This is a genomic window from Dehalococcoidia bacterium, assembly GCA_040902535.1.
Taxonomy (GTDB): domain Bacteria; phylum Chloroflexota; class Dehalococcoidia; order DSTF01; family JACRBR01; genus JBBDXD01.
On record JBBDXD010000010.1, the window covers coordinates 19412 to 39122 of the forward strand.

The 19711-nt window shown below is 66.6% G+C and carries 22 protein-coding genes; 10 read left to right on the forward strand and 12 right to left on the reverse strand.

The genetic code is table 11. The features are described from left to right. Nucleotides 1-60 precede the first annotated feature (60 nt). Entirely contained in the window at nt 61-306 is a 246-nt protein-coding gene (locus WEB52_05050; GenBank protein ID MEX2225800.1) for a hypothetical protein, read from the forward strand. Between the two features lie 12 nt (nt 307-318). Here WEB52_05050 and WEB52_05055 read toward each other — a convergent pair whose 3' ends face one another. Together WEB52_05055 and mnmA are read right to left on the reverse strand one after the other, a co-directional pair. Beyond that, the gene (locus WEB52_05055) at nt 319-1170 is read right to left on the reverse strand and encodes a metallophosphoesterase (protein ID MEX2225801.1); all 852 of its coding nucleotides are present in this window, start codon (nt 1168-1170) and stop codon (nt 319-321) included. 1 nt (nt 1171) lies between these two features. After that, a complete protein-coding gene (mnmA, locus tag WEB52_05060; protein MEX2225802.1) occupies nt 1172-2257 on the reverse strand; it encodes a tRNA 2-thiouridine(34) synthase MnmA in 1086 nt (361 codons plus the stop codon). A gap of 88 nt (nt 2258-2345) precedes the next feature. Between mnmA and rsfS the strand changes: the two genes are divergently transcribed. Beyond that, nucleotides 2346-2711: a ribosome silencing factor gene (rsfS, locus tag WEB52_05065; GenBank protein ID MEX2225803.1), complete on the forward strand. Its 366-nt coding sequence runs from the start codon at nt 2346-2348 to the stop codon at nt 2709-2711. A 9-nt stretch (nt 2712-2720) separates the two neighbouring features. Here rsfS and WEB52_05070 read toward each other — a convergent pair whose 3' ends face one another. From WEB52_05070 to thiL, 3 genes are read right to left on the reverse strand one after another with little or no spacing between them, the layout of a single operon-like run. Further along, nucleotides 2721-3341 carry an alkylmercury lyase family protein gene (locus tag WEB52_05070; GenBank protein MEX2225804.1) on the reverse strand — a complete coding sequence of 207 codons (621 nt, stop codon included), beginning with the start codon at nt 3339-3341 and terminating at the stop codon, nt 2721-2723. A gap of 14 nt (nt 3342-3355) precedes the next feature. Beyond that, nucleotides 3356-3826 carry a tRNA (adenosine(37)-N6)-threonylcarbamoyltransferase complex ATPase subunit type 1 TsaE gene (tsaE, locus tag WEB52_05075; GenBank protein ID MEX2225805.1) on the reverse strand — a complete coding sequence of 157 codons (471 nt, stop codon included), beginning with the start codon at nt 3824-3826 and terminating at the stop codon, nt 3356-3358. Then, nucleotides 3823-4839: a thiamine-phosphate kinase gene (gene thiL, locus WEB52_05080; GenBank protein MEX2225806.1), complete on the reverse strand. Its 1017-nt coding sequence runs from the start codon at nt 4837-4839 to the stop codon at nt 3823-3825. Before thiL ends, tsaE begins: the two co-directional genes overlap by 4 nt. Before the next feature lie 60 nt (nt 4840-4899). On the opposite strand from thiL, the gene WEB52_05085 reads away from it, so the two are divergent. The 3 genes from WEB52_05085 to WEB52_05095 are packed head-to-tail and all read left to right on the forward strand — an operon-like array spanning nt 4900 to nt 7807. Continuing rightward, a complete protein-coding gene (locus WEB52_05085) occupies nt 4900-5628 on the forward strand; it encodes a metallophosphoesterase family protein (GenBank protein MEX2225807.1) in 729 nt (242 codons plus the stop codon). A gap of 11 nt (nt 5629-5639) precedes the next feature. Continuing rightward, nucleotides 5640-6713: a DNA polymerase III subunit delta' gene (locus WEB52_05090; protein MEX2225808.1), complete on the forward strand. Its 1074-nt coding sequence runs from the start codon at nt 5640-5642 to the stop codon at nt 6711-6713. Nucleotides 6714-6769: 56 nt separating this feature from the next. Further along, entirely contained in the window at nt 6770-7807 is a 1038-nt protein-coding gene (locus WEB52_05095; GenBank protein MEX2225809.1) for a stage 0 sporulation family protein, read from the forward strand. Nucleotides 7808-7852: 45 nt separating this feature from the next. Here the strand turns inward: WEB52_05095 and uppP are convergent, their stop codons facing one another. From uppP to WEB52_05115, 4 genes are all read right to left on the reverse strand, one after another. Next, entirely contained in the window at nt 7853-8692 is an 840-nt protein-coding gene (uppP, locus tag WEB52_05100) for an undecaprenyl-diphosphatase UppP (protein ID MEX2225810.1), read from the reverse strand. 115 nt (nt 8693-8807) lie between these two features. Further along, a complete protein-coding gene (locus tag WEB52_05105) occupies nt 8808-9740 on the reverse strand; it encodes an ABC transporter permease (GenBank protein MEX2225811.1) in 933 nt (310 codons plus the stop codon). Beyond that, nucleotides 9740-10696, reverse strand: coding sequence for an ABC transporter permease (locus tag WEB52_05110; protein MEX2225812.1), 957 nt, complete (start codon nt 10694-10696; stop codon nt 9740-9742). The genes WEB52_05105 and WEB52_05110 overlap by 1 nt, the downstream gene beginning before the upstream one ends. 60 nt (nt 10697-10756) lie before the next feature. Continuing rightward, complete coding sequence (locus WEB52_05115; protein ID MEX2225813.1) at nt 10757-12487, reverse strand: peptide ABC transporter substrate-binding protein; 1731 nt, start codon at nt 12485-12487, stop codon at nt 10757-10759. A 167-nt stretch (nt 12488-12654) separates the two neighbouring features. Between WEB52_05115 and WEB52_05120 the strand changes: the two genes are divergently transcribed. The 3 genes from WEB52_05120 to WEB52_05130 all read left to right on the forward strand — a co-directional run bounded on the left by WEB52_05120 (nt 12655) and on the right by WEB52_05130 (nt 15319). After that, nucleotides 12655-12852 (forward strand): hypothetical protein, encoded by a 198-nt coding sequence (locus WEB52_05120; GenBank protein ID MEX2225814.1) that lies wholly within the window; start codon nt 12655-12657, stop codon nt 12850-12852. A 38-nt stretch (nt 12853-12890) separates the two neighbouring features. Then, entirely contained in the window at nt 12891-14144 is a 1254-nt protein-coding gene (gene ccrA, locus WEB52_05125) for a crotonyl-CoA carboxylase/reductase (protein MEX2225815.1), read from the forward strand. A 242-nt stretch (nt 14145-14386) separates the two neighbouring features. Continuing rightward, the gene (locus WEB52_05130; GenBank protein MEX2225816.1) at nt 14387-15319 is read left to right on the forward strand and encodes a YegS/Rv2252/BmrU family lipid kinase; all 933 of its coding nucleotides are present in this window, start codon (nt 14387-14389) and stop codon (nt 15317-15319) included. A gap of 90 nt (nt 15320-15409) precedes the next feature. Here WEB52_05130 and WEB52_05135 read toward each other — a convergent pair whose 3' ends face one another. Next, nucleotides 15410-15541 (reverse strand): hypothetical protein, encoded by a 132-nt coding sequence (locus tag WEB52_05135; protein MEX2225817.1) that lies wholly within the window; start codon nt 15539-15541, stop codon nt 15410-15412. Between the two features lie 189 nt (nt 15542-15730). On the opposite strand from WEB52_05135, the gene WEB52_05140 reads away from it, so the two are divergent. Then, nucleotides 15731-17032, forward strand: a complete 1302-nt coding sequence (locus WEB52_05140; GenBank protein ID MEX2225818.1) for an FAD-dependent oxidoreductase — start codon at nt 15731-15733, stop codon at nt 17030-17032. Nucleotides 17033-17468: 436 nt separating this feature from the next. On the opposite strand, the gene WEB52_05145 is transcribed toward WEB52_05140, so the two are convergent. Next, nucleotides 17469-18116 carry a hypothetical protein gene (locus WEB52_05145; GenBank protein ID MEX2225819.1) on the reverse strand — a complete coding sequence of 216 codons (648 nt, stop codon included), beginning with the start codon at nt 18114-18116 and terminating at the stop codon, nt 17469-17471. Nucleotides 18117-18218: 102 nt separating this feature from the next. On the opposite strand from WEB52_05145, the gene WEB52_05150 reads away from it, so the two are divergent. Then, nucleotides 18219-18857 (forward strand): hypothetical protein, encoded by a 639-nt coding sequence (locus WEB52_05150; GenBank protein MEX2225820.1) that lies wholly within the window; start codon nt 18219-18221, stop codon nt 18855-18857. Nucleotides 18858-18866: 9 nt separating this feature from the next. On the opposite strand, the gene WEB52_05155 is transcribed toward WEB52_05150, so the two are convergent. Beyond that, entirely contained in the window at nt 18867-19697 is an 831-nt protein-coding gene (locus WEB52_05155; protein ID MEX2225821.1) for a maleylpyruvate isomerase family mycothiol-dependent enzyme, read from the reverse strand. Nucleotides 19698-19711 lie beyond the last annotated feature (14 nt).

Consider the following 19711-nt stretch of genomic DNA (forward strand, 5'->3'; position numbering starts at 1 on the left):
GTTCCGTGCGCCGGCCGCGAGGCGTAGGCTGAATAGGCAAGCTCTTACCGGAGGGACACGATGGCCAACCTCGAGAAGATGCACGGGTATGACCGGCGCGACGTCCAGATGCTGTTCCAGCAGACAAACGCCGGCGATTGGAACGCGGCGATTGCCTGGCTGCGCTCCGAGGGCTATCGCCAGCTAGCGCCGGGCCACGCCGAAAGCATGCTGCTCGACCTGGAGCGCCTCCAGCACGATCACGAGCCTTTCGTCCGCGACCCGTTGCAGGTGTACGGGCTTGCGATGCAAAAGCACCAGGCATGAGGCGAACGACACTCAGGTGCTTGCGCGCGCAGCGTCGTGACGTGTCTTAAACGTCGAGAGCCAATCTCCGGTAACAGGGCTGAGTTCGCCACGGTCGGTGTCGAGGATCGCCATACAGCCTTGCATGAGTCCGCGCGCTTCGGGCGCCCAACGGCGGGACGGCACGAGCGCGCTGAGCAGCAGGCAGACCGTACCGGAATGTAGCGCTGGGCCAACGAGCGTATGCGCGTGTCCCGCGACATGCCATCGCGGCGCAATTTGATCGACTAGTGCGGTGATGAGCATGGATCCCTGAACGTCGCCGCGGAAGCCCGTGCTGCTTCCATACGGCCCCTGGTGGGTGATGAGCAAGTCGAGTGAACCCGGGGTGGAGGACAATAGCCGTTCGTACGCCGCCCGAGAGATGACGTCGGCGCCACGCCCTTCCTCGACGCCGCCGAGAAACGCGATGCGGAGGGTCGCAAGCCCGATAACGGTGTCGTCCGGGACGTAGCGAAGCAGATCGTACGCATCGACGGCAGCGGTGCCGGTGCCGTCGACCGGAAGTGCATCGAGCCACGCGAAATCTTCGTGATTGCCCCGCAGAAAGTAGATGGGAGCGACGAGTTGCCGGCGGAGGCTGCGAAACTCTGTGGATTCCGCAGCGCCCGGGTTAAGAAGCCGCGCGAAATCACCCTCGGACGGGTCGAGCGCGGAGTGGATGAACGTGGCGCCATCGGCCTGCGCCATATCGGGAAACGCGCCCATGTCTCCGACCTGGATGACGAGGTCGAACCGCCGCGCGATTCGATGCTGTAGCGCCACGATGGCGCGGAACGCGTCGAGTACGCGACCGTGTACATCGCCAAGCAGTCCGATGAGCACACTAATCGCGGGCGGCGCGCAGGATGGGCCCGCCGCCGAGCACTTCATCGCCCTGGTAGAACACGGCGGCCTGGCCCGGCGTGATCGCGCGTTGCGGACGGTCGAAGACGACGCGCGCTGATCGTTCATCGAGCGGGGTCACCGTGGCGGGCGCCGCCGGTGTGCGATAACGGATCTTCGCATCGACGCGTATGTCGCCGGACGGCGGCGCGCCGCTCAGCCAGTTCACGCGTTCGACGATCGCCTCACGTGACATCAGGTCCTGTTCGGAACCAACCGTCACGACGTTCAGCTCGGGATCGATCGCCGTCACGAAGCGCTTCGCACCGACGGCGACGCCGATACCGCGACGCTGCCCGACGGTGAAGCCGGCGATGCCATCGTGCTCGCCGAGCAGATCGCCGCGCGCGTCGCGGATGTCGCCGGGGCGCGCTTCGCTGCGTTCGCGCACGAATCGCTTGTAATCGCCGTCCGGCACGAAGCAAATATCGGCGCTGTCTGGCTTCTCGGCCAACTCGAGCCGCAAGTCGCGCGCCATATCCCGGATCTGCGGCTTGGCGTACGCCCCGACGGGGAACATCGTCTTCGCGAGTTCCACCTGGCCCATCGTGTACAGCACGTACGACTGGTCTTTGTCCGGGTCCACCGCTCGCCGCAGCCGGTAGCGCGCGCCGTCGCGGTCGATCCGTGCGTAATGGCCGGTGGCGAGGAAGTCGGCATCGAAGGCGACGGCGCGGTCGAGCAGCGCACGAAACTTCACGTGCTCGTTGCAGGCGAGGCACGGGTTGGGCGTGCGGCCGCGGCCGTATTCTGCGACGAAGTAGTGGATGACGCGGTCGTGGAACTCGCGTTCCATGTTCAGCACGTAGTGCGGGATGCCGATCGCGTCGGCGGCCTGGCGTGCGTCGTCGGTGTCTTCGACCGAGCAGCAGCGGCGCTTGCCGGCGGGCGCCTCCTTATCATCGAGCGTCCAGAGGCGCATCGTGATGCCGATGACGTCGTAACCTTCGCGCGCCAGGATGCCCGCTGCGACGGCCGAATCGACGCCGCCGCTCATGGCTACGACTGCGCGCTGCTTCCGCGACATGGAATCGCCATCCTCCCGCACCGATCGTAGCAAACGGCGCCGGCGCGCACGGTTGTATACTTCGAATGCCCGCTGCCGAGTCTGGGGCATGGAAGCACGGAGCCGCCTACTGGAGTCCGCAGATCTCGCCCAGCGCATCGCCGATGTCCTGTCCGAACGACAGGCCGACGACATCGTGCTGATGGACATCAGCAAAGTCTCGTCGTTCACCGACTACTTCGTGCTCGCCACCGCCGGTAACCGGCGGCAGATGAGCGCCATCATCGAATCGCTTGACCGCGATCTGCGTGACGACGGCATCCGTCCGAGTCGCACGGAGGGGCAACCGGACTCCGGCTGGGTGCTGATCGACTTCGGCGACGCGATCGTCCACCTCTTCGCCCCGGAGGAGCGCACCTACTACAACCTCGAAGGGCTGTGGTCTAAGGGCGTGTCCGTCGTCCACATGCAATAGCCGGCCCGGCTAAGCGCCATCGTCGTCGCCGTAGAGAACATCCTCGAACACCTGGCGGCCACGCGCGACGGCCTGCTCGAACGTCAGTTGTTCACCCGATTTCCCCGGATGCCGCGATCGCCATGCGACGAGGTGATCGCCGGAACAGAAGAAATTGAGATCCGGACACAGATCGGTGGCCGCCACGCAGCCATCTTGCATCTCCCCCAGCCATACGGCCGTGCCAACCGGCGCGTGCGCAAGGACGTGGCCGTCGCGCACCTCAACCTCGATCGCGCTGCCGCAGTTCGCACATTCGGACGCGATGCGAGCGTCGCGGCGGAGCATGAACGGCATGCCCAACGCGTCGATGGCGCACATCGAGTACACATGCGTGCCGCCCGCGAGCAGCACGCGATGAGGGGTCGGATCGTTCGAAAAGGGATACGCGTGCGTAATCGTCGAATCGTTGGGATTGCGATGAATCGCGCCACGCTGTTCCAATGCAATCACCATCCTGTTCGCTTCCGCGACGCTCTCAAGCGAAAAGCGCACCTGAATCTCATCTAGCGTTGGCGAGCGCCCGCAGTCCGCGAAGGTTTCCAGGACGAATCGATGCAGCGGATCGCGACGTGGCAGTTGGATCGGCATACGCATGGATCGTACTAACGCCTGGCCCCCGGCGCGACCTTGCGCGCGATCTCGATATAGCGATCGCCGTGGGCCTCGATGCGGATCAGGCGTCCCTTCGCGCCCTCGTACCCCAGTTCGACGCGCAGGTGCTCCGGCGGCAACTCGCCCGGCGCCCGCTCCGGCCACTCGACGATCAGCACGCCGGCGGCCGCCAGTTCGTCCAGCGCCAACTCGGCGACCTGCTCAGGGTCTTCCAGCCGGTAGAGGTCGGCGTGGTACATGCGCAGGCGCGGACCCTGGTACTCGTTCATGATCACGAACGACGAAGACTTGATCGGGTCATCGATGCCCATCCCGCGGCCGATGCCCTGCGCCAGCACCGTCTTCCCCGTGCCGAGTTCGCCCGATAGCAGCACGACGTCTCCGGCGTCCAGCATGCGGCCGATGCGCTCGCCGATGCGACGCGTCGCCGCGGGCGTCGACGTGTGCCGTTCGACGCTCATCCGCGTTTCAGGTGATCGAAGCCCGCATGGTCGAGCGCCACTTCCTTGCCGGCGGCATCGAGCACGCGGACGCGTGCGTCGCCTTCGACGATCTGGCCGACAATCGTCAGAGGCGCGTTAAGACCTGTGCTGACGTTGGCGAGCACGTCATCGCGCGCGACCAACAGCAGTTCGTAGTCCTCGCCTGCCGTCGCGGCGATCGCGCGCGCAGCGTCGGGATACGCGGCGACCAGTGATGGATCGATCGGGACGCGGTCGATCGCCAGGTCCGCCCCGGCGTTCGATGCCTTGCAGATGTGCCCCAGGTCCTGCACGAGCCCGTCGCTGATGTCCATGCCGCAGTGCACGCCCGCCGTGACCGCCGCTCGGCCGGCATCGACGCGCGGCCGCGGCCGCATGTGCCGCCGTACGAGTGCGGCGTGAACGTCGCTGCGCCTGCCGCCGCCTTCGAGCAGGGCGCGCAGGCCGCCGCCCGAGCCGCCGAGCGGACCCGTGACCGCGACGCCATCGCCAGGGAGGGCGGCGCTGCGACGCAGCAACAGCGGCGAGCCGTCGGCGGCGCACATGGCCTCACCCATAAGCGCGATCGTGACGGTGAAGACCGGCGACGCCACGACATCGCCGCCGGCGACGGTCACGTTGTACGCGGAGGCGCATTCGCCGATGCCGGCGTACAACTCGTCGAGCGCATCGAGGTGCGTTTCCGCCGGGACGCAGAGGGTGACGAGCGCGAACGACGGCGCGCCACCCATCGCGGCGATATCGCTGACGTTAGAGGCCAGCGCCTTCCAGCCTATGTCGCGCCAGGCGGCCTGGTCGGGCAGGAAGTGCCCGCCGGCGACCATGGTGTCCGTCGTGGCGATGACGAAGGCATCGCCGCAACGCCAGACCGCCGCGTCGTCGCCGATGCCGGCGATCAAGCGCTCATCGCTCGGCAAGCCCAGCATGCGCGTAAGCCGCTCGATCAGGCCGAATTCGCCGAGGTCGCCGGCCGTCAGACCATCGCGTTCCATTGCGGCAGTATGACCGCTGTGGGGGCATCGCACAGATGCTGCGCGGGGTAGGATCGCCGCATGAGCATCGCCATCATCTCCGACGTCCACGCCAACCTCGAAGCGCTCACCGCCGTCCTGCGCGATGCCGAAGGCCGCGGCGAAACCCAGGTCTGGTGCGCCGGCGATACGGTGGGCTACGGCCCTGATCCCGCGGCCGTGCTCGATGCGTTGGTCCAGCGCGACGCCATGATGGTCGCCGGCAACCACGACCTGGCGGCGTGCGGAAAGATGGGCGTCGAAGAGTTCAACCCCGTCGCTGCGGAAGCTGCGCTGTGGACGCGGCGGACGCTCTCGGAGAGCGAGTGCGCGTTGCTCGCTTCGCTGCCCCTGACGCGCACCTCCGGCGACTTCACGATGGTGCATGGCACCCTGCGGCAGCCGGAGTGGGAGTACCTGCTGACGCCAGAGCAGGCCATCGCGCAGTTCGAACTGCAAGCGACGCCGTACAGCATCGTCGGCCATACGCACCTGCCGATGGTCGTGCGCGAGGACGGAGGCCGCCCTGCCATGCTCCGGCTGCTGCCGGACACGACGATCGAGTTAGGAGGCGAGCGGCTCATCCTCAATCCGGGCGGCCTCGGGCAGCCGCGCGACGGCGATCCCCGGGCGCCGTACTTGCTGTACGATGAGGAATCCGCAACCGTCTCGTTTCATCGCGTGCCGTACGACATTGGCGGAACGCGTCGGAAGATCCGCGATGCGGGGCTGCCGGAGTGGCTGGGAGCGCGCCTCGAACGAGGCCAGTAGGAGGACCTTGCATGGGCTGGACGGTCGTCGGGCAGGATGACGCGATTCGCGTGCTCAGCGCCGCCGCGCGAGGCGAGCGCCTGGCGCACGCCTACCTGTTCACCGGCCCGGCGCACGTCGGCAAGACGATGACGGCGATGCAGTTCGCGCAGGCGCTCAACTGCACCGCCGGCGATCCGCCCTGCGGCCGCTGCCGCCAGTGCGAGCGCGTCGCCTCCGGCATGCACGCCGACGTGGAGATCATCGACCGCACCGCCATGTGCGAAGACAAGGACCATAAGCCCGGCGAGCACAAGTCGGACAACTCCCGCGACATTCGCATCTGCCAGATCCTCCGCGTCGGGCGGCTGAGCCACAATCCGCCGTTCGAGGGAGCGTACCGCGTCTGGATCATCGATCCCGCTGACGCGATGAATGAACCGTCGTCCAACGCGCTGCTCAAGACGCTCGAAGAGCCGCCGCCGAACGTCGTCTTCGTGCTGGTCACCGACCGCGAGGAGATGTTGCTGCCGACGATCCGCTCTCGCACGCGCCGCATCGAGTTCCAGGGCGTGCCGAAGAGCGTCATCGAACAGACCCTGCGCACGCGCTGGGACGCGGAGCCGCCGCGGGCCGCCGAGCTGGCGGGCCTCTCCGGCGGGCGGCTGGGGTGGGCGCTGATCGCGCTTCGCGACGCGGAGATGCTGACACAGCACCGGGAATTGCTCGACCGCGCGGAGGCGATGGCGGGCGCGCCGCTGGCGGAGCGCTTCGCCTTCGGGGGGCAGCTTGGCGGCAAATACACGAAGGACCGCGCCGGCGTCCAGGCGACGCTGGCCGCCTGGCAGGAATGGTGGCGCGATGTCCTCCTCATCGCCGGCGGGCGCGAGCAGCAGGCCATGCACCGCGACAGATTGGACAGGCTGCGGCCGCTGGCGGCACAATGCGGCGTTGGCCCGGCGGTCCGGGCGCTCCGCGCCATCACGGACGCCCGCCAGCAACTCGAGGAGAACGCGAGCCCGGTGCTCGCCCTCGAAGCGATGATGCTGGCCTTGCCGGCGCTGCGGCTGAACGCCGTAGCCGGGCGGCTCGCCGCGCAGGATTAGACGAAAGGATAGCCGCGCCATGGCGTGGCCGGTGACGAATGAGCGAACACCAGCGCGTGCCTATTGGAGTGCGCTTCAAAGAAGCCGGCAAGGTCTATTACTTCGATGCCGGCGATCTCGATCTCGACGTCGGTAACTACGTCGTCGTCGAGACGTCGCATGGGCTCGAGATCGGGCGCGTCGTCATCTCCGCCGAGCAGGTCATCGCCAGCGAGATCAAAGATTCGCTGAAGCCGATCCTTCGCGTCGCCAGCCCGGACGATGTGCGCAACTGGAACGAACTCAAGGAAAAGGCCCGCGAGCACCTGCGCGCAGCGAAGCGCCAGGTCGCCGAGGACGGGCTGGACATGCAGATCGTCTCCGGCGAGTACAACCTGGAGGGATCGCAGATCACGTTCTACTTCACGGCGGCGGACCGCGTCGATTTCCGGCCGCTCGTGCGCGACCTCGCGACGCGGCTCGGTTCGAAGGTGCAGATGCTGCAGGTCGGCGAACGCGATCGCGCCAAGATGCTCGATGGCTACGACGTCTGCGGGCAGCGCCTGTGCTGCGCATCGTGGCAGACGTCGTTTCCGTCTGTATCGATCAAGATGGCGAAAGAGCAGGACCTGCCGCTCAATCCGCAAAAGATCTCCGGCGTCTGCGGCCGCCTCTACTGCTGCCTGACGTTCGAGTACGAGGGCTACCGCGAGCTGCGCGGTCAGATGCCGAAAGTGGGCTCGATGGTCTCGACGCCGGTCGGCGAGGCGAAAGTGAACAGCGTCAACGTGCTCAAGAAGACCGTGACGCTATGGCTGCCCGAACAAAAGCAGGTGCTGGAGATGCCGGCGATCGACCTGCAGATGCAGTACGGCCTGACGGTGCGCCCCGTCGAACTGGTCGAGGAGATCGAGGCGCCGCTCAAAGCGCAGACGCCCGAATCCCGCCCCCCTGGCCCTCCCCGCCCCGGCGCGCCTGCTGCCGACGCGGCCCCCGGCGCCGCTACTGACGATGGCGAGCCTAAGCGCCGCAGGCGGGGCCGTCGCGGCGGCCGCAACCGCCGCCGTGAGGGCGGTGGGCCGGGCGATGGCGGCGGCACGCCCCCGACCGGCTAGCTCGTCTCGCCGCCGTGTGCCGTCCGACGCTTGCCGCCGCGCCGGCTACAGCGCCTGTACCGCCAGCACCGCGAATACCAACAGCCCCAGCGCGACCCGGTAATACACGAACGGAATCAACGAGTTCGTCACCAGGAACCGCAGCAGGAACGCGATCGACGCGTAGCCGACGATTGCCGCGCACGTTAGTCCGACGATGAAGAACGCTGCATCGCTCCAACCGAGCGCGCCATCGGCGAAGTCCATGACGACGCCGGGGATCTGCGATATCACCGCACCGAGGATGATCGGCGCCGACATCAGGAACGCGAACGTCGCCGCTTCGCCGCGGTCGATGTCGCGCAAGAGGCCCGCCGAGATCGTCGCGCCCGAGCGGGACACACCGGGGACCAGCGCCACGGCCTGCGCAACGCCGATCACCAGCGCATCGCGCCACGTCAGCGCGTCGATGCGACGTGTGCGCTTGCCGAACGCCTCTGCCACGACGAACACAGCGCTGAACGCGATGAGCATCGTCGCGACGAGCGCGGGCGAGCGAAACGCGTCTTCGATCTGGTCTTCGAACAGCAGCCCGGTGACCGCCGCGGGGATCGTGCCCAGCACGATCAGCCAGGCGAGGCGCGCGTCGTCATCGGCAAGCGAGCGCGTCGACAACGAACGCAGGCCCGCTTCGATGAGCGGCCGCCAGCGGCCACCGAAGTACGCCAGCAAGGCGATCAGCGTCCCGAGGTGGAGCGCGACGTCGAACGACAGGCCGTAACGCTCCTCATCGATGCCCAGGGCCTTCTGCGAGAGGATCAGGTGGCCGGTCGACGAGACGGGGAGAAACTCCGTCAGACCCTGCACGATGCCGAGGAGTGCCGCCTTGAGCAGGTCCTCGATCATGCCGGCGACAGCGTCCGCACGACGACGACGCGGCAGTTCTTAGAGCGTGTGATGCGCACCGCCGCAATCGTACCGTACGCGCCAGCCACGGACGGCGTCCCAGTATGAACGTTGATTAGCGGGAGCGGGGATCGAGCGCGTCGCGCAGGCCATCGCCCAGGAACGTGAAGCAGAGCATCAGCAGGGCGACGCCTCCGGCCGGGAAGATCAGGTTCCAGATGTTGCGCTGGATGACGTTGTAGCCGTTCGACACAAGCGTCCCCAGGCTGACCGCCGGCGCAGGGATGCCCAGGCCGATGAAACTGAGCGCGACCTCCGCGAAGATCGCCGTCGGGATGCCGAACGTGATCGCCACGATCACAGGGCCGAGCGTATTCGGAAGCATGTGCTGTATGACGATGCGCGACTGGGAGGCGCCGAGCGCGCGCGCCGCGACGACGAAGTCACGCTCGGCAAGCGACAACATCTGTCCGCGCACGAGGCGTGCGACGGTGGTCCACGCCACCATGCCGATCGCGAGCATCATGACGACCGTGGTCGAGACGAACGGAAGATCGCGTCTGATCAGGATCTCGCGTAACAGCAAGATGAATAACAGATCCGGGAACGAAAACATGATGTCGGTGAACCGCATGACGATGTTGTCCGTGAAGCGCCCCCCGAACGCCGCGAGCGCGCCGAACGTCAAGCCAAGCGCGAGCACGATTACCTGCGTGCCGAGCCCGATCTGGATCGAGATACGCAGCCCCTCGAGCGTGCGCGACCAGATATCGCGGCCGAGTTGATCCGTGCCGAACCAGTGCTCGCCCGTCGGGCCGAGTTGCTTATCGGTCGTGATATTCGACGGTTCGTGGCGCTCCAGCGCCGAGACATATGGCGCCGCGAACGCCACCACCGTGACCAGAACTAAGATTGCCAGGCCGGCCATCGCCAGGCGGTTGCGAAGCAGGCGGCGCCACGCATCCGCCCAGAGCCCGCGGTGGTCGCGCGTAAGTGCCTCCCGCTCGTCGCGGAAGAGTGGAGAGATCGCGGTCTCTTGCGTCGCCATCAGCGATACCTGATCCGTGGATCAACCACGGCGTACATCAAGTCCACGACCAGGTTGATGACGGCCACCGTGAACGCATACAGAAGGATCGTCCCCATGATCAACCCGTAGTCACGACGCTGCACCGCGACGATGAACTCGCGGCCGATGCCATTGATGTTGAACATGCTCTCGATGATGAAGGAGCCCGAAAGCAGCAGCGCCGCGATCGGCCCGATGACCGTCAGCACCGGGATCAGCGCGTTCTTCACGGTGTGCCGCGAAACCACGCGAAACTCACGAAGACCCTTCGCGCGCGCCGTGCGTATGTAGTCCTGGTTCAACACCTCCAGCATGCTCGCGCGCGTCACGCGGGCGATGTATGCAGCCGGAAGCGCGGCCAGCGCGATGACGGGCAGGATCATCTTCTTGTATTCGTACGCCGAAGGATTCAACAGGTCGCGCGCCCGCTCGGGGCCGCCCCATTCGAACTGGTCGAACCATCCAAGATTGACGGAAAAGATGATCACCATGAACGCGGCGAGGATGAAGTGCGGAATGCTCGCCCCGATCGTGGCGAAGAGCACGCTGAGATAGTCGATGACGCCGTTATGGTTCAGTGCGGCGAGCGTACCCAGCACCAACCCGACGCTCACCGCGAGCACCAGCGCCATTACAGCGATCTGCGCCGAGATGAAACCCGTCGTCTTGAGCGTGTCGGAGACCGGACGCCGGTCCTGGAACGAAATGCCCAGGTCGCCCTGCGCCAGGTTCTTCATGTAGATCCCGTATTGCTGATAGACCGGCTTATCGAGCCCGTACTCGCGTTGGAGCGCCGCCTCGATGGCGGGCGGCCGCTGCTTCTCCGAGGTGAACGGCCCGCCGGGTACGGCGTACATCAGGAAAAACGTGATCGTGGCGATCACCCACAGGACGGGGACGATCCAGAAGATGCGCCTGATCGTGTATCCCAGCATCGGAAGATTCGCGGGGGCTGCCGCAATAGCGACAACCCCCGCGCCATACCTGTACTGTGCCTACTCGGCCTTCACGAACCAGCACTCGGCGCAGTAGTTGCCGGGCTGGCCCGCATCGATCGTACCGTTCGGCACGACGCCGCCAACACGCGACGCGACAAGGAACGGCAGCGAGCTTTGATACATAGGCGCGACGCCGCACAGGTTGGTGACGATCGCCGTCTCCATGTCCTGGTACGCCGCGATCCTCGCTTCATCATCGGTCGCCGCGAGCGCCGCCTCCAGCGCAGCATCGACGTCCGGGTGCGAGCAGTTGTACTTGTTGTTGCCGCCCGTCGTCTCGAAGAGGCCGAAGAGCGGGTTCTCGATGTCCGGGTAGTCCAGTTGCCAGCCGCCGACGAACAGGTCGAAGTCCTCGGCGTTGAAGCGCGCGGACCTCGTCTGGCCATCGACCTGTTCGATCCGGATATCGATGCCAAGGATCTCACTGAACTGCTGCTGCAGGAACTCCGCCACGGCGATGCGCTCCGGCGTGTTCACGATGATCCCCAGCTCGGGGAAGCCATCGCCACCCGGGTATCCGGCCTCGGCGAGCGCCGCCTTCGCCGCCTCCTCATCGAAGCCGATGATGTCGGTGAACGGCTCGTTGCCCTGGTGGCCGGTGATGCCCTCGACGACCCAATAGAGGGCCGGCTGGTTCGTGCCGTCGAACACGGCCTCGTTCAGCGCTTCGCGGTCGATCGCGCGCGAGAGCGCGAGCCGCACGTTGAAGTCCGCGAGGGTCTCATCCTCCATCTGCATCTCGAGCGACTCGATGCGGCCCGAGGGGACTTGGAGCAGTTCGCTTGAGAGGCCGCTATCACCCTCAACGACGACGATATCCGTCGCGCTGATGCGCGTCATCTGCAACTCGTCGTTCTGGTAACCACGGAATGCTGCGGCCAGGTCGTCGATGAACCGGACCGTGATCTCCTGCAGCGCCGGCGCCTGGCCGGCCCAGTTCGGGTTCGGCACGAGTTTCAGGCTCTCGCCCGGCGTCAGCTCCGACAACACGAACGGACCGTTGTTGACGATGTTCTCTGGCTGCGTCCACGCATCGCCATTCGCGTCGATCACGTCCTGGCGCGCCGGGAATGTCACCCAGAGAGCCATGATGGTTGTGAATCGGTCGTTCGGCTGCTTGAGCGTGTACTCGACCGTGCGCTCATCGACAGCCCGCACCTGCATAGCGTCGAGGAGCGTTTGCTTCTGCGCGGCATCCGTATTCGCCTGCACTTCCGCGCAGCCCACGAGGTCGAGATAGCCGGCGCCCCACAGGTAGCCGTATGTCTCGGCGACCGTGGGGTCGCAACCGCGCTTTGCGCCATCGACGAAATTCTGCGCGGTGATCGGCTCGCCGTCGGACCACAGCAGTCCTTCCTTGAGCGTGACGGTGTACACGTTGCCTTCTACGACCGGGTCGCCTTCGGCCATGCCGGGGACGACTTCGACGCCGCCGCCTCCGTCGTCCGTCAGGTTGTACAGGCCGCGGAACATCATGCGGATGACGCCGATGTCCTGCTCGAAGTTCGACCGGTGCGGGTCGAGGAACTGTGGTTCCCCGGATTGGATCGTGATGTTCTGCTGGTCGGCCGGGGCCGTCTCCCCGTTGCCGCCCGCGGGCTGGGTCGCCGAAGGCGTCTGGTCGCCTCCATCGCCGTCGTCGTCATCGCCACCGCACGCGGCCGCAAAGACGAGCACGCTCGCCAGTAGCCCGGCGAGGATCAGAAACCAGCGGTTTCTTACGTTCATTCTTCCTCCCTGATGGGCGGTTCCTCCGCCACTCCAACTTCGGAACAGGGCGCTGCCCCGGGCGGGGTAAGTCTCGCAGGCACCTCCTTGAACGATCGGCCGCGAAGCCAAGCTGCCGCAATCGTACAGCCAAATGTCAAGGTCCAGATAGTTGTATCAGATTCAACATGCAAGGAGCCGCCGCGCGTTGCACATTTGTTCTGATCGCAAACGCATTCGTCTTCCCACGCAGCTATTTGAGATACGCCGGTCTTCTCCTCGCGGATGATCCGCAGGCGGGCGCCGCCGCGTCGGGCATCCACATGCACGAGCGAAACCGCGACGTTATCCTGCTGTCGCGGCGCTCGACATGCTTCGAGCGCTGAGCATCGCCACATCTCGGATCGAGGCAATGGAGGCCGCCATGAGCACCGTCACGAAGGACCTGTACGAGATCGGCGAGGCGCCGCCCGCCGGCCACGTGCCGCCAAAGATGTACGCGATGACCGTGCGCCGTGAAAACTTCGGAGAGCCGAAAGCCGCCTTCAAAAAGGAGATCGTCGAGACGCCGGAGATCGGTCCGCGCGAGCTGCTCGTCTACGTGATGGCCGCCGGCATCAACTACAACAACGTCTGGGCGGCGCTCGGCGTCCCCGTCGACGTCATCAAGGTGCACGCGCAGGCCGGCGACGATACCAACTTCCACATCGGCGGCAGCGATGCATCGGGCATCGTCTACGCGGTCGGCGATGAAGTGACCGACTGGCAGATCGGCGATGAGGTCGTCGTGCATTGCGGCGCCTGGGACCCGCAAGCGCCGGACGTCAAGGCCGTCGACGATCCGATGTTCGCGCCGTCATTCAAGATCTGGGGCTATGAGACGAATTGGGGCAGTTTCGCGCAGTTCACGAAGGTGTGGGCGCACCAGTGCATGCCGAAGGCGAAGCACCTGACGTGGGAAGAAGCCGCCGCGCCGACACTCGTCGGTTCGACGGCGTACCGCATGTTGACGAACTGGAGCCCGCACAACGTGCGCGAGAACGACATCGTCCTGATCTGGGGCGGCGCCGGCGGCCTCGGCACGATGGCGACGCAGATCACGAAGATTCTCGGCGGTATTCCGGTCGTCGTCGTGTCGAGCGACGCGAAGGGCGAGTATTGCATGAAACTCGGTGCCAAGGGCTACATCAATCGCAAGGACTTCGACCACTGGGGCATGCTCCCGCACTGGACCGACGACGAGAAGTTCAACGACTGGACGAAGGGCGCGCGCGCGTTCGGCAAGAAGCTCTGGGACGTGCTCGGCGAGCGGCGCAATCCGCGCATCGTCTTCGAGCACCCCGGCGAAGACACCGTGCCGACATCGATCTTCGTCGCGGATAACGGCGGCATGGTCGTGATCTGCGCCGGCACGAGCGGCTTCAACGCCACGGTCGACCTGCGGTATCTCTGGATGCGCCAGAAACGCTTCCAGGGTTCGCACTTCGCGAACGATAGCCAGGCGTACGCGTTCAACCAGCTCGTCGTCGATGGCAAGATCGACCCCTGCCTGTCGCGCACCTTCCCGTTCGATGGCATCGGCGAGTGTCATCAGCTCATGTACGAAGGCAAGAACCCCGACGGGAACATGGCCGCGCTCGTCGGCGCCCCCCGTGAGGGCATGAAGGAGCTGCCGTAGTCGGCGCGACCTCGTCGTCAAACCGAGCGCGGGAGGCTCGATGCTGGCGCAGTCGGTACGTGGCGCGGGCTTTCAGCCCGCGAAGAGGCACTTCGATAACTCACCGCAACGGGGCGCGGGCTTTCAGCTTGCGACAAACGCATGTCGATAGCTCACCCGTACAGCGCGTCCACGCTCACCGGAGACCGGCACATGCGCTTTCAGCCCGCGAACGCAGCGCCCGATAGCGCAACAATGTCCCGATGACCACAGCCCTCCTCATCCGCAACCCGATCGCGCGGCGTCGCTTGTCCGAAGCGCATCTCGCTGCGATTCGCGTTATCGCCGAGAAAGCCGGATGGACGATTGACGTCGTCGCGACGGACTGCGCAGGAGCGGCGACCCGGATCGCGCGCGAGGCGGCCGCCGCCGGCGTCGACGTCGTCGTCGTGCACGGTGGCGACGGCACGCTCAACGAAGCGATCAACGGTCTGGCCGGCAGCAGCACGGCGGTCGCGGTGCTGCGCGGCGGCACGGCGAACATCTGGGCGAAGGAAACGCACGGCGCGAAGGATCCCGTGCGCTCCATGCGCGCCATCGTCACCGGCGTGCGCCGTCGCGTCGACCTCGGCCGCGCGGGCGACCGCTACTTCCTGCTGATGTGCGGCGTCGGACTCGACGCCCGCATCGTCGAAGCAGTCGGGCCGCGCATGAAACGATGGCTCGGCGCGGCCGCGTACGTCGTCGCCGGCGTCGTGCAGGCGTTGCGCACGCGAGCGTGGCCCGCAGACGTCACGATCGACGGCGATGCGTCCGAACGAGCGCTGTATTTCATGCTGGTGAGCAACACGCGGCTTTACGGCGGCGTCACGCAGATCTCGTATCGCGCCGTCGCCGATGACGCCGAACTCGACGTCGCACTGATGCGCCGCGGCGGCGTAATGAACCTGGTCCGCGACGGCGCGCGTATGGTCTTCAAACGCCACGACCGGTCGCCGAACGTCCGCTTCGGCCGCGCGCGCGCGATCGAGATTGCGACGCCGGGCATCCCCGTGCAGGTCGATGGCGAGGCGGCCGGTGAAACGCCGATCCGCATCGAGGTGGCGCCGCTCGCCTTGCATGTGATCGTGCCGTCGGACCTGCGCTCGCCGTTGTTCGGACGGGCGCCAGAGGCGAGCCCGGTCGCAGGGAGCTAACGCCACTCAGCGACGGGCCGGGCGAAAAGACGTTCGCCGGCGCCCGAGTCCGTTCGGCGCGCCGGCAATGCGGGGAGCGTTCTTCTGTGCTTAGATCTGCGGCTGCGGCTGCGGCTCGTACGGCGCATCGACGTCGAACGAGTTCTCGTCCTTGCTGCGCAGCATCTTCATGGCGCCGAACACCGCGGCGGCGATCCCCGCGAGAAATACGAACTTCTTCATGCCGTGCCTCCTGTCAATTCGATGGCTCTCCCCACTGTATGGGCGCCACCAGTTCCATCCTACAGGGCAATCCCTGATTGGGGCGTGAAGGAACCGTTAAACCTCTTACCGCAATGCTCGCGGAGAGGCGCTGAAGGCAGAGCGCCAGCCTGCTAGCCCACCCCGCCGCCCGGGCGTACCATCGATGCCATGGCGGACGTGGTGACGCTGCCCGAGCGCAAGGTGCCGGTGATCGCCGAGTGCGACGTGCTGGTCGTCGGTGGCGGCGCGGCCGGCATGTCGGCGGCGATCGCGGCGGCGCGGCAGGGCGCGGATACCGTGCTCGTCGAACGCTACGGCTACATGGGCGGGCTCGCTTCCGGCGGACTGATCGTGCTGCTGCTGACGCTCGACGACGGCGACGGCAAGCAGGTGATCGCCGGGCAGTGCCAGGAATTGGTCGAGCGGCTGGAGGCGCGCGGAGGCTGCTATTACCCGCCGCAGACCGAATGGGGCAACTACGACGAGGCGCTCGTCGAGCAGTACCGGCGGCGCGGCCTCGTGTGGGGCGCCGGGCCGCATCGCGTGCGCTATTCCGTCGCCTACGACCCGGAGGAGTACAAGCACGTCGCCAACACGTGGGTCGCGGAGGCCGGCGTGCGGCTCATGTATCACCGCTGGGCGAGCGACGTGGTGTACGAAGTCGATCGTCCGCACGGACGGCCGGCAGGCCACATCTCGCACGTCGTCTTCACGTCGAAGGCGGGAGCGCAGGCGATACGCGCGCGCTACGTCATCGACGCGACCGGCGACGGCGACGTGTTCGCGATGGCCGGCGAGGCGTTCGACCTGGAGAAGGTGCACCCGTGGCTCTGGTTCCGCATGGCCGGCGTCCGCGAGGCCGATGCGGCGCAATCCGCGCGCGGCGGCTTCTTCTTTCAGACCGTCATGCCGGGACAGGCGCTGATGCCGTGGGGCGCCGCCGAACGCATCGATCGGCGCATCGACGCCACTGACCCAGACGACCTGACGTTCGCCGAGGTCGAGTGCAGGCGCATGGTGATGGACGAAGTAGAGCGCCTGCGCGCGCAGGTGCCCGGCTTCGAACAGGCGTACTTGACCGACGTCGCGCTGACGCTCGGCATCACGGAGTCGCGGCGCCTCGAAGGCGCCTACACGCTCGCGCGCGACGACATGGGCACGGTGTTCGACGACACGGTCGCCACGACGGGCCACTGGACCAAGTACGGCGCGATCTATCACATTCCGTATCGCAGCCTGCTGCCGAAGCGCTCCTCGAACCTGCTGGTCGTCGGGCGGTGCATCAGCGTCGACCATCGCGTGCATCACGCGACGAAGGAGATCCCGCCGGCGTTCGCAACGGGCGAGGCGGCGGGCATCGCCGCGGTGCAAGCGCTGCGCGCCACCTCTGCGGTGCAAGACGTCGACGTCGGAACGCTACAGCGGGCGCTGCGAGACGCAGGCGCGATCCTCCCCGCTACGTCACCTTGAGCGCCGCCGCACCGCTCACTTAACCGGCCGAGCACTCTTGATTCACAACGCCCGCCGCATAACGTCAACCGAACGCACGTCGCATTAACCGGCAGCACAGCCGTGATCCGCACCGCGCGTCGCATAACGTCATCCTGAGCGAATGCGAAGGATCTCCTGGCGCGACAATCAGAAATTCCGCCGACAGCCACCGCCCGCGCACCCGGACAACCCCTCGCGGAGACGTTCTCCGCATAACGTCATCCTGAGCGAATGCGAAGGACCCCCTGGCGCGACAATCGTCACTCCGCCGACTGTCGGTTGTTCGCGCGCACCGGCCCCGCGCGGAGACGCTCTCCGCATAACGTCATCCTGAGCGAATGCGAAGGATCTCCTGGCGCGACAATCGTCACTCCAAGGCGGAAGAGCGTTCGCGCGCAACGGCGACCGCCGTCAGTCACAACACCGGCGACGTCATCATCTCCTTCGACTGCGCGTACGCCCGCTCGGCGCGTTCCTTCACGCCGAGCATCATCTTGCGCTCCATGATGAAGTGCGCCGGCTCAAAGATGCCGCGCCAGTACAGGAAGTTCAGCGGGTCGAGCTTCAGGTCGGGCATCGTGTACGTGCCGCGCGAACGCACGATCAGCCGCGACGTCTGCGAATCGACCGGTTCGATGTGGAACGACCAGTCATCGCCGAGCACGATCGAACGCCCCGGCACCACCTCTACGACCTTCAACGGCGGCGCCTTCGGGTGCAGCCATACTTCGTCGCCGACGGCGATGTTCTGCCACTCCGGCACGATGCGGTCGGCGTTGTGCATGTCGCAACCGACGGCGTTCTCGAGCCACGCGTAACTGTAGAAGCCGGCGCGCCGCTGGCCCATCTGGACCAGCCACGGCCACACCTGCTCCGCCGGCGCCTCGATGGTGATCGCGCGCGTGGCGTCGAGCAGCGGTTCCGGGACGTTCTCGTCGCCGGGGAGCCTGCGCTCGACCTCGTCGTCGGTGGCGCCCCAGCGCAGGTGCCACGGGCGCACGAAGCGGGCATAACCGGCGACCGCGGAGCCGGCTGCCGCGAGCAGGAGGAGTTTCTTCTTCATCATTTGTCTCCTTCGTTCCATGATAGGCCGCGCGCGACGGTCCGGCGAAGGGGTCCGCGGCCTTCGTCAGTGTGACAAACGGCGGGTCGAGGTTAACCCGCCGTGGCACTCACGCGTTACTCCGCTATGGCGCTTCGCTTCATCGCCGGGCTTGCATTGACATGCGTGATGCTGATCGCTGGTCCGACTGTAGCTTCGGCGCAAGAGCCGTCGCCGACCAGCGGCGCGCCCCAGACGCCCGCCCCCGGCGCTCCGTCGCCGCCTACCGAACTGGCGATCGCTTTCGGCGAGTCCATCTCGTGGAGCGACAACTCCGCCGACGAGGCTGGATTTCGCCTTCGATATCGACTCTCCGGCGAAGGTGGAGCATCGGTAGAGTTCGTGTACGAAGTCCCGGCGGATACCACGACGTTCATGCTGCCGCCCGGCGCCCCGCGCATCTGCGACGACGGGTATTACGCGCTGATGCTGTCCATCGTGGCGTTCAACGAACGGGGCGAATCGGCGTTCTCCGACACGGGGCGTACCGTCGTCATCGCCGAGTGCGCGCCACCGGCCCCGAGCGCAACGGCGCCCGCGCCTGAAACAACGCCTGCCCTGCAGACGACGCTGCCATCGACGGGGCTCCGCGCCGCGACAAGCTCGTGGCGTTCGACGTATCTCCAGGCGATGATCGCATCGTTCGTCGCGGCGGCGCTGGTGCTGGGGCTGGCGCTGCGAGCGGGTAGCAGGCGGCGGTGAGCCGCCAGATCACGCGATGATCGACGCCATGGTCAAAGCGACCGCGCCAAGAGTCACATCGCCGTCGATGGTGGCGCGTTCTCGCGCGGCTTCCGGGGTGATGCCCTTCGTAAACAGCCGCCACGCCGTCTCCTGATCCAGCATCACCTTCGACGCTGCAGCCGCATCGATGCCCGCGACGAGCGCCCACGCGCCGTCGTGACGGAGCAGCGACCACGCGCCGCCCGCCTCGCCTTCTACGATCAGCCGGACGTGCGTACCGTCGGCCGCGACGACGTCTCGATAGGTGAACGGCAGCGCCCGCACGAACGTGTCGAGCACAGGCCCGAACATCGAGCGGTTCTTCAACCCCGGCCGGCCGACGGCGTCGCGGATCTGCTGCTGGTGCAGCCATCGCTCCGTGTACTCGCGTGCGACGTCGAGCCTAACGGGCGCCGGCTCGGGCCCCGCCCACGACACCGGGTCGCCGATCGCATCGAGGTCGCGCGCGCGCATCGTCGCGACGAAGCGCTCGCCGCTGAACCGCAGCAGCTCGCGGATCAGGCGCGGGCTGACGCGACGCATCGCGTCCACCCAGGCTTCGTTCTGGCGGTTGATGTAGTCGAGCAGCGCCTCCCACGACGGCGCGTCGAACCAGCTAACGCGATAGCCGTCCCGCCCGCGCGCGATGTTGCCGAAGTCATCGGCGAGTATGTGCGCGGCGATGTCTTTCACCGACCAGCCGGCGCAGACGGTCGGCGCGTCCCACTCATCGGGCGCTAGCGACTCGAGCAGCGCGATCAGCGCGTCGCGTTCGGGCGCGAACAGGTCGATCGTGTGCACGGGTGGGAGTGGGTGCATGGGGTGGGTTATAG

What these genes read in the sequence shown, in the direction of transcription:
- WEB52_05135 (MEX2225817.1), bottom strand. Translation starts at nt 15,541, where the DNA reads ATGAAGAAGTTCGTATTTCTCGCGGGGATCGCCGCCGCGGTGTTCGGC.
- thiL (MEX2225806.1), bottom strand. Translation starts at nt 4,839, where the DNA reads ATGGAACGCGATGGTCTGACGGCCGGCGACCTCGGCGAATTCGGCCTG.
- WEB52_05115 (MEX2225813.1), bottom strand. Translation starts at nt 12,487, where the DNA reads ATGAACGTAAGAAACCGCTGGTTTCTGATCCTCGCCGGGCTACTGGCG.
- mnmA (MEX2225802.1), bottom strand. Translation starts at nt 2,257, where the DNA reads ATGTCGCGGAAGCAGCGCGCAGTCGTAGCCATGAGCGGCGGCGTCGAT.
- WEB52_05120 (MEX2225814.1), top strand. Translation starts at nt 12,655, where the DNA reads ATGCAAGGAGCCGCCGCGCGTTGCACATTTGTTCTGATCGCAAACGCA.
- WEB52_05145 (MEX2225819.1), bottom strand. Translation starts at nt 18,116, where the DNA reads ATGAAGAAGAAACTCCTCCTGCTCGCGGCAGCCGGCTCCGCGGTCGCC.
- WEB52_05130 (MEX2225816.1), top strand. Translation starts at nt 14,387, where the DNA reads ATGACCACAGCCCTCCTCATCCGCAACCCGATCGCGCGGCGTCGCTTG.
- WEB52_05105 (MEX2225811.1), bottom strand. Translation starts at nt 9,740, where the DNA reads ATGGCGACGCAAGAGACCGCGATCTCTCCACTCTTCCGCGACGAGCGG.
- WEB52_05155 (MEX2225821.1), bottom strand. Translation starts at nt 19,697, where the DNA reads ATGCACCCACTCCCACCCGTGCACACGATCGACCTGTTCGCGCCCGAA.
- rsfS (MEX2225803.1), top strand. Translation starts at nt 2,346, where the DNA reads ATGGAAGCACGGAGCCGCCTACTGGAGTCCGCAGATCTCGCCCAGCGC.
- uppP (MEX2225810.1), bottom strand. Translation starts at nt 8,692, where the DNA reads ATGATCGAGGACCTGCTCAAGGCGGCACTCCTCGGCATCGTGCAGGGT.
- WEB52_05090 (MEX2225808.1), top strand. Translation starts at nt 5,640, where the DNA reads ATGGGCTGGACGGTCGTCGGGCAGGATGACGCGATTCGCGTGCTCAGC.
- WEB52_05085 (MEX2225807.1), top strand. Translation starts at nt 4,900, where the DNA reads ATGAGCATCGCCATCATCTCCGACGTCCACGCCAACCTCGAAGCGCTC.
- ccrA (MEX2225815.1), top strand. Translation starts at nt 12,891, where the DNA reads ATGAGCACCGTCACGAAGGACCTGTACGAGATCGGCGAGGCGCCGCCC.
- WEB52_05110 (MEX2225812.1), bottom strand. Translation starts at nt 10,696, where the DNA reads ATGCTGGGATACACGATCAGGCGCATCTTCTGGATCGTCCCCGTCCTG.
- WEB52_05140 (MEX2225818.1), top strand. Translation starts at nt 15,731, where the DNA reads ATGGCGGACGTGGTGACGCTGCCCGAGCGCAAGGTGCCGGTGATCGCC.
- tsaE (MEX2225805.1), bottom strand. Translation starts at nt 3,826, where the DNA reads ATGAGCGTCGAACGGCACACGTCGACGCCCGCGGCGACGCGTCGCATC.
- WEB52_05050 (MEX2225800.1), top strand. Translation starts at nt 61, where the DNA reads ATGGCCAACCTCGAGAAGATGCACGGGTATGACCGGCGCGACGTCCAG.
- WEB52_05070 (MEX2225804.1), bottom strand. Translation starts at nt 3,341, where the DNA reads ATGCCGATCCAACTGCCACGTCGCGATCCGCTGCATCGATTCGTCCTG.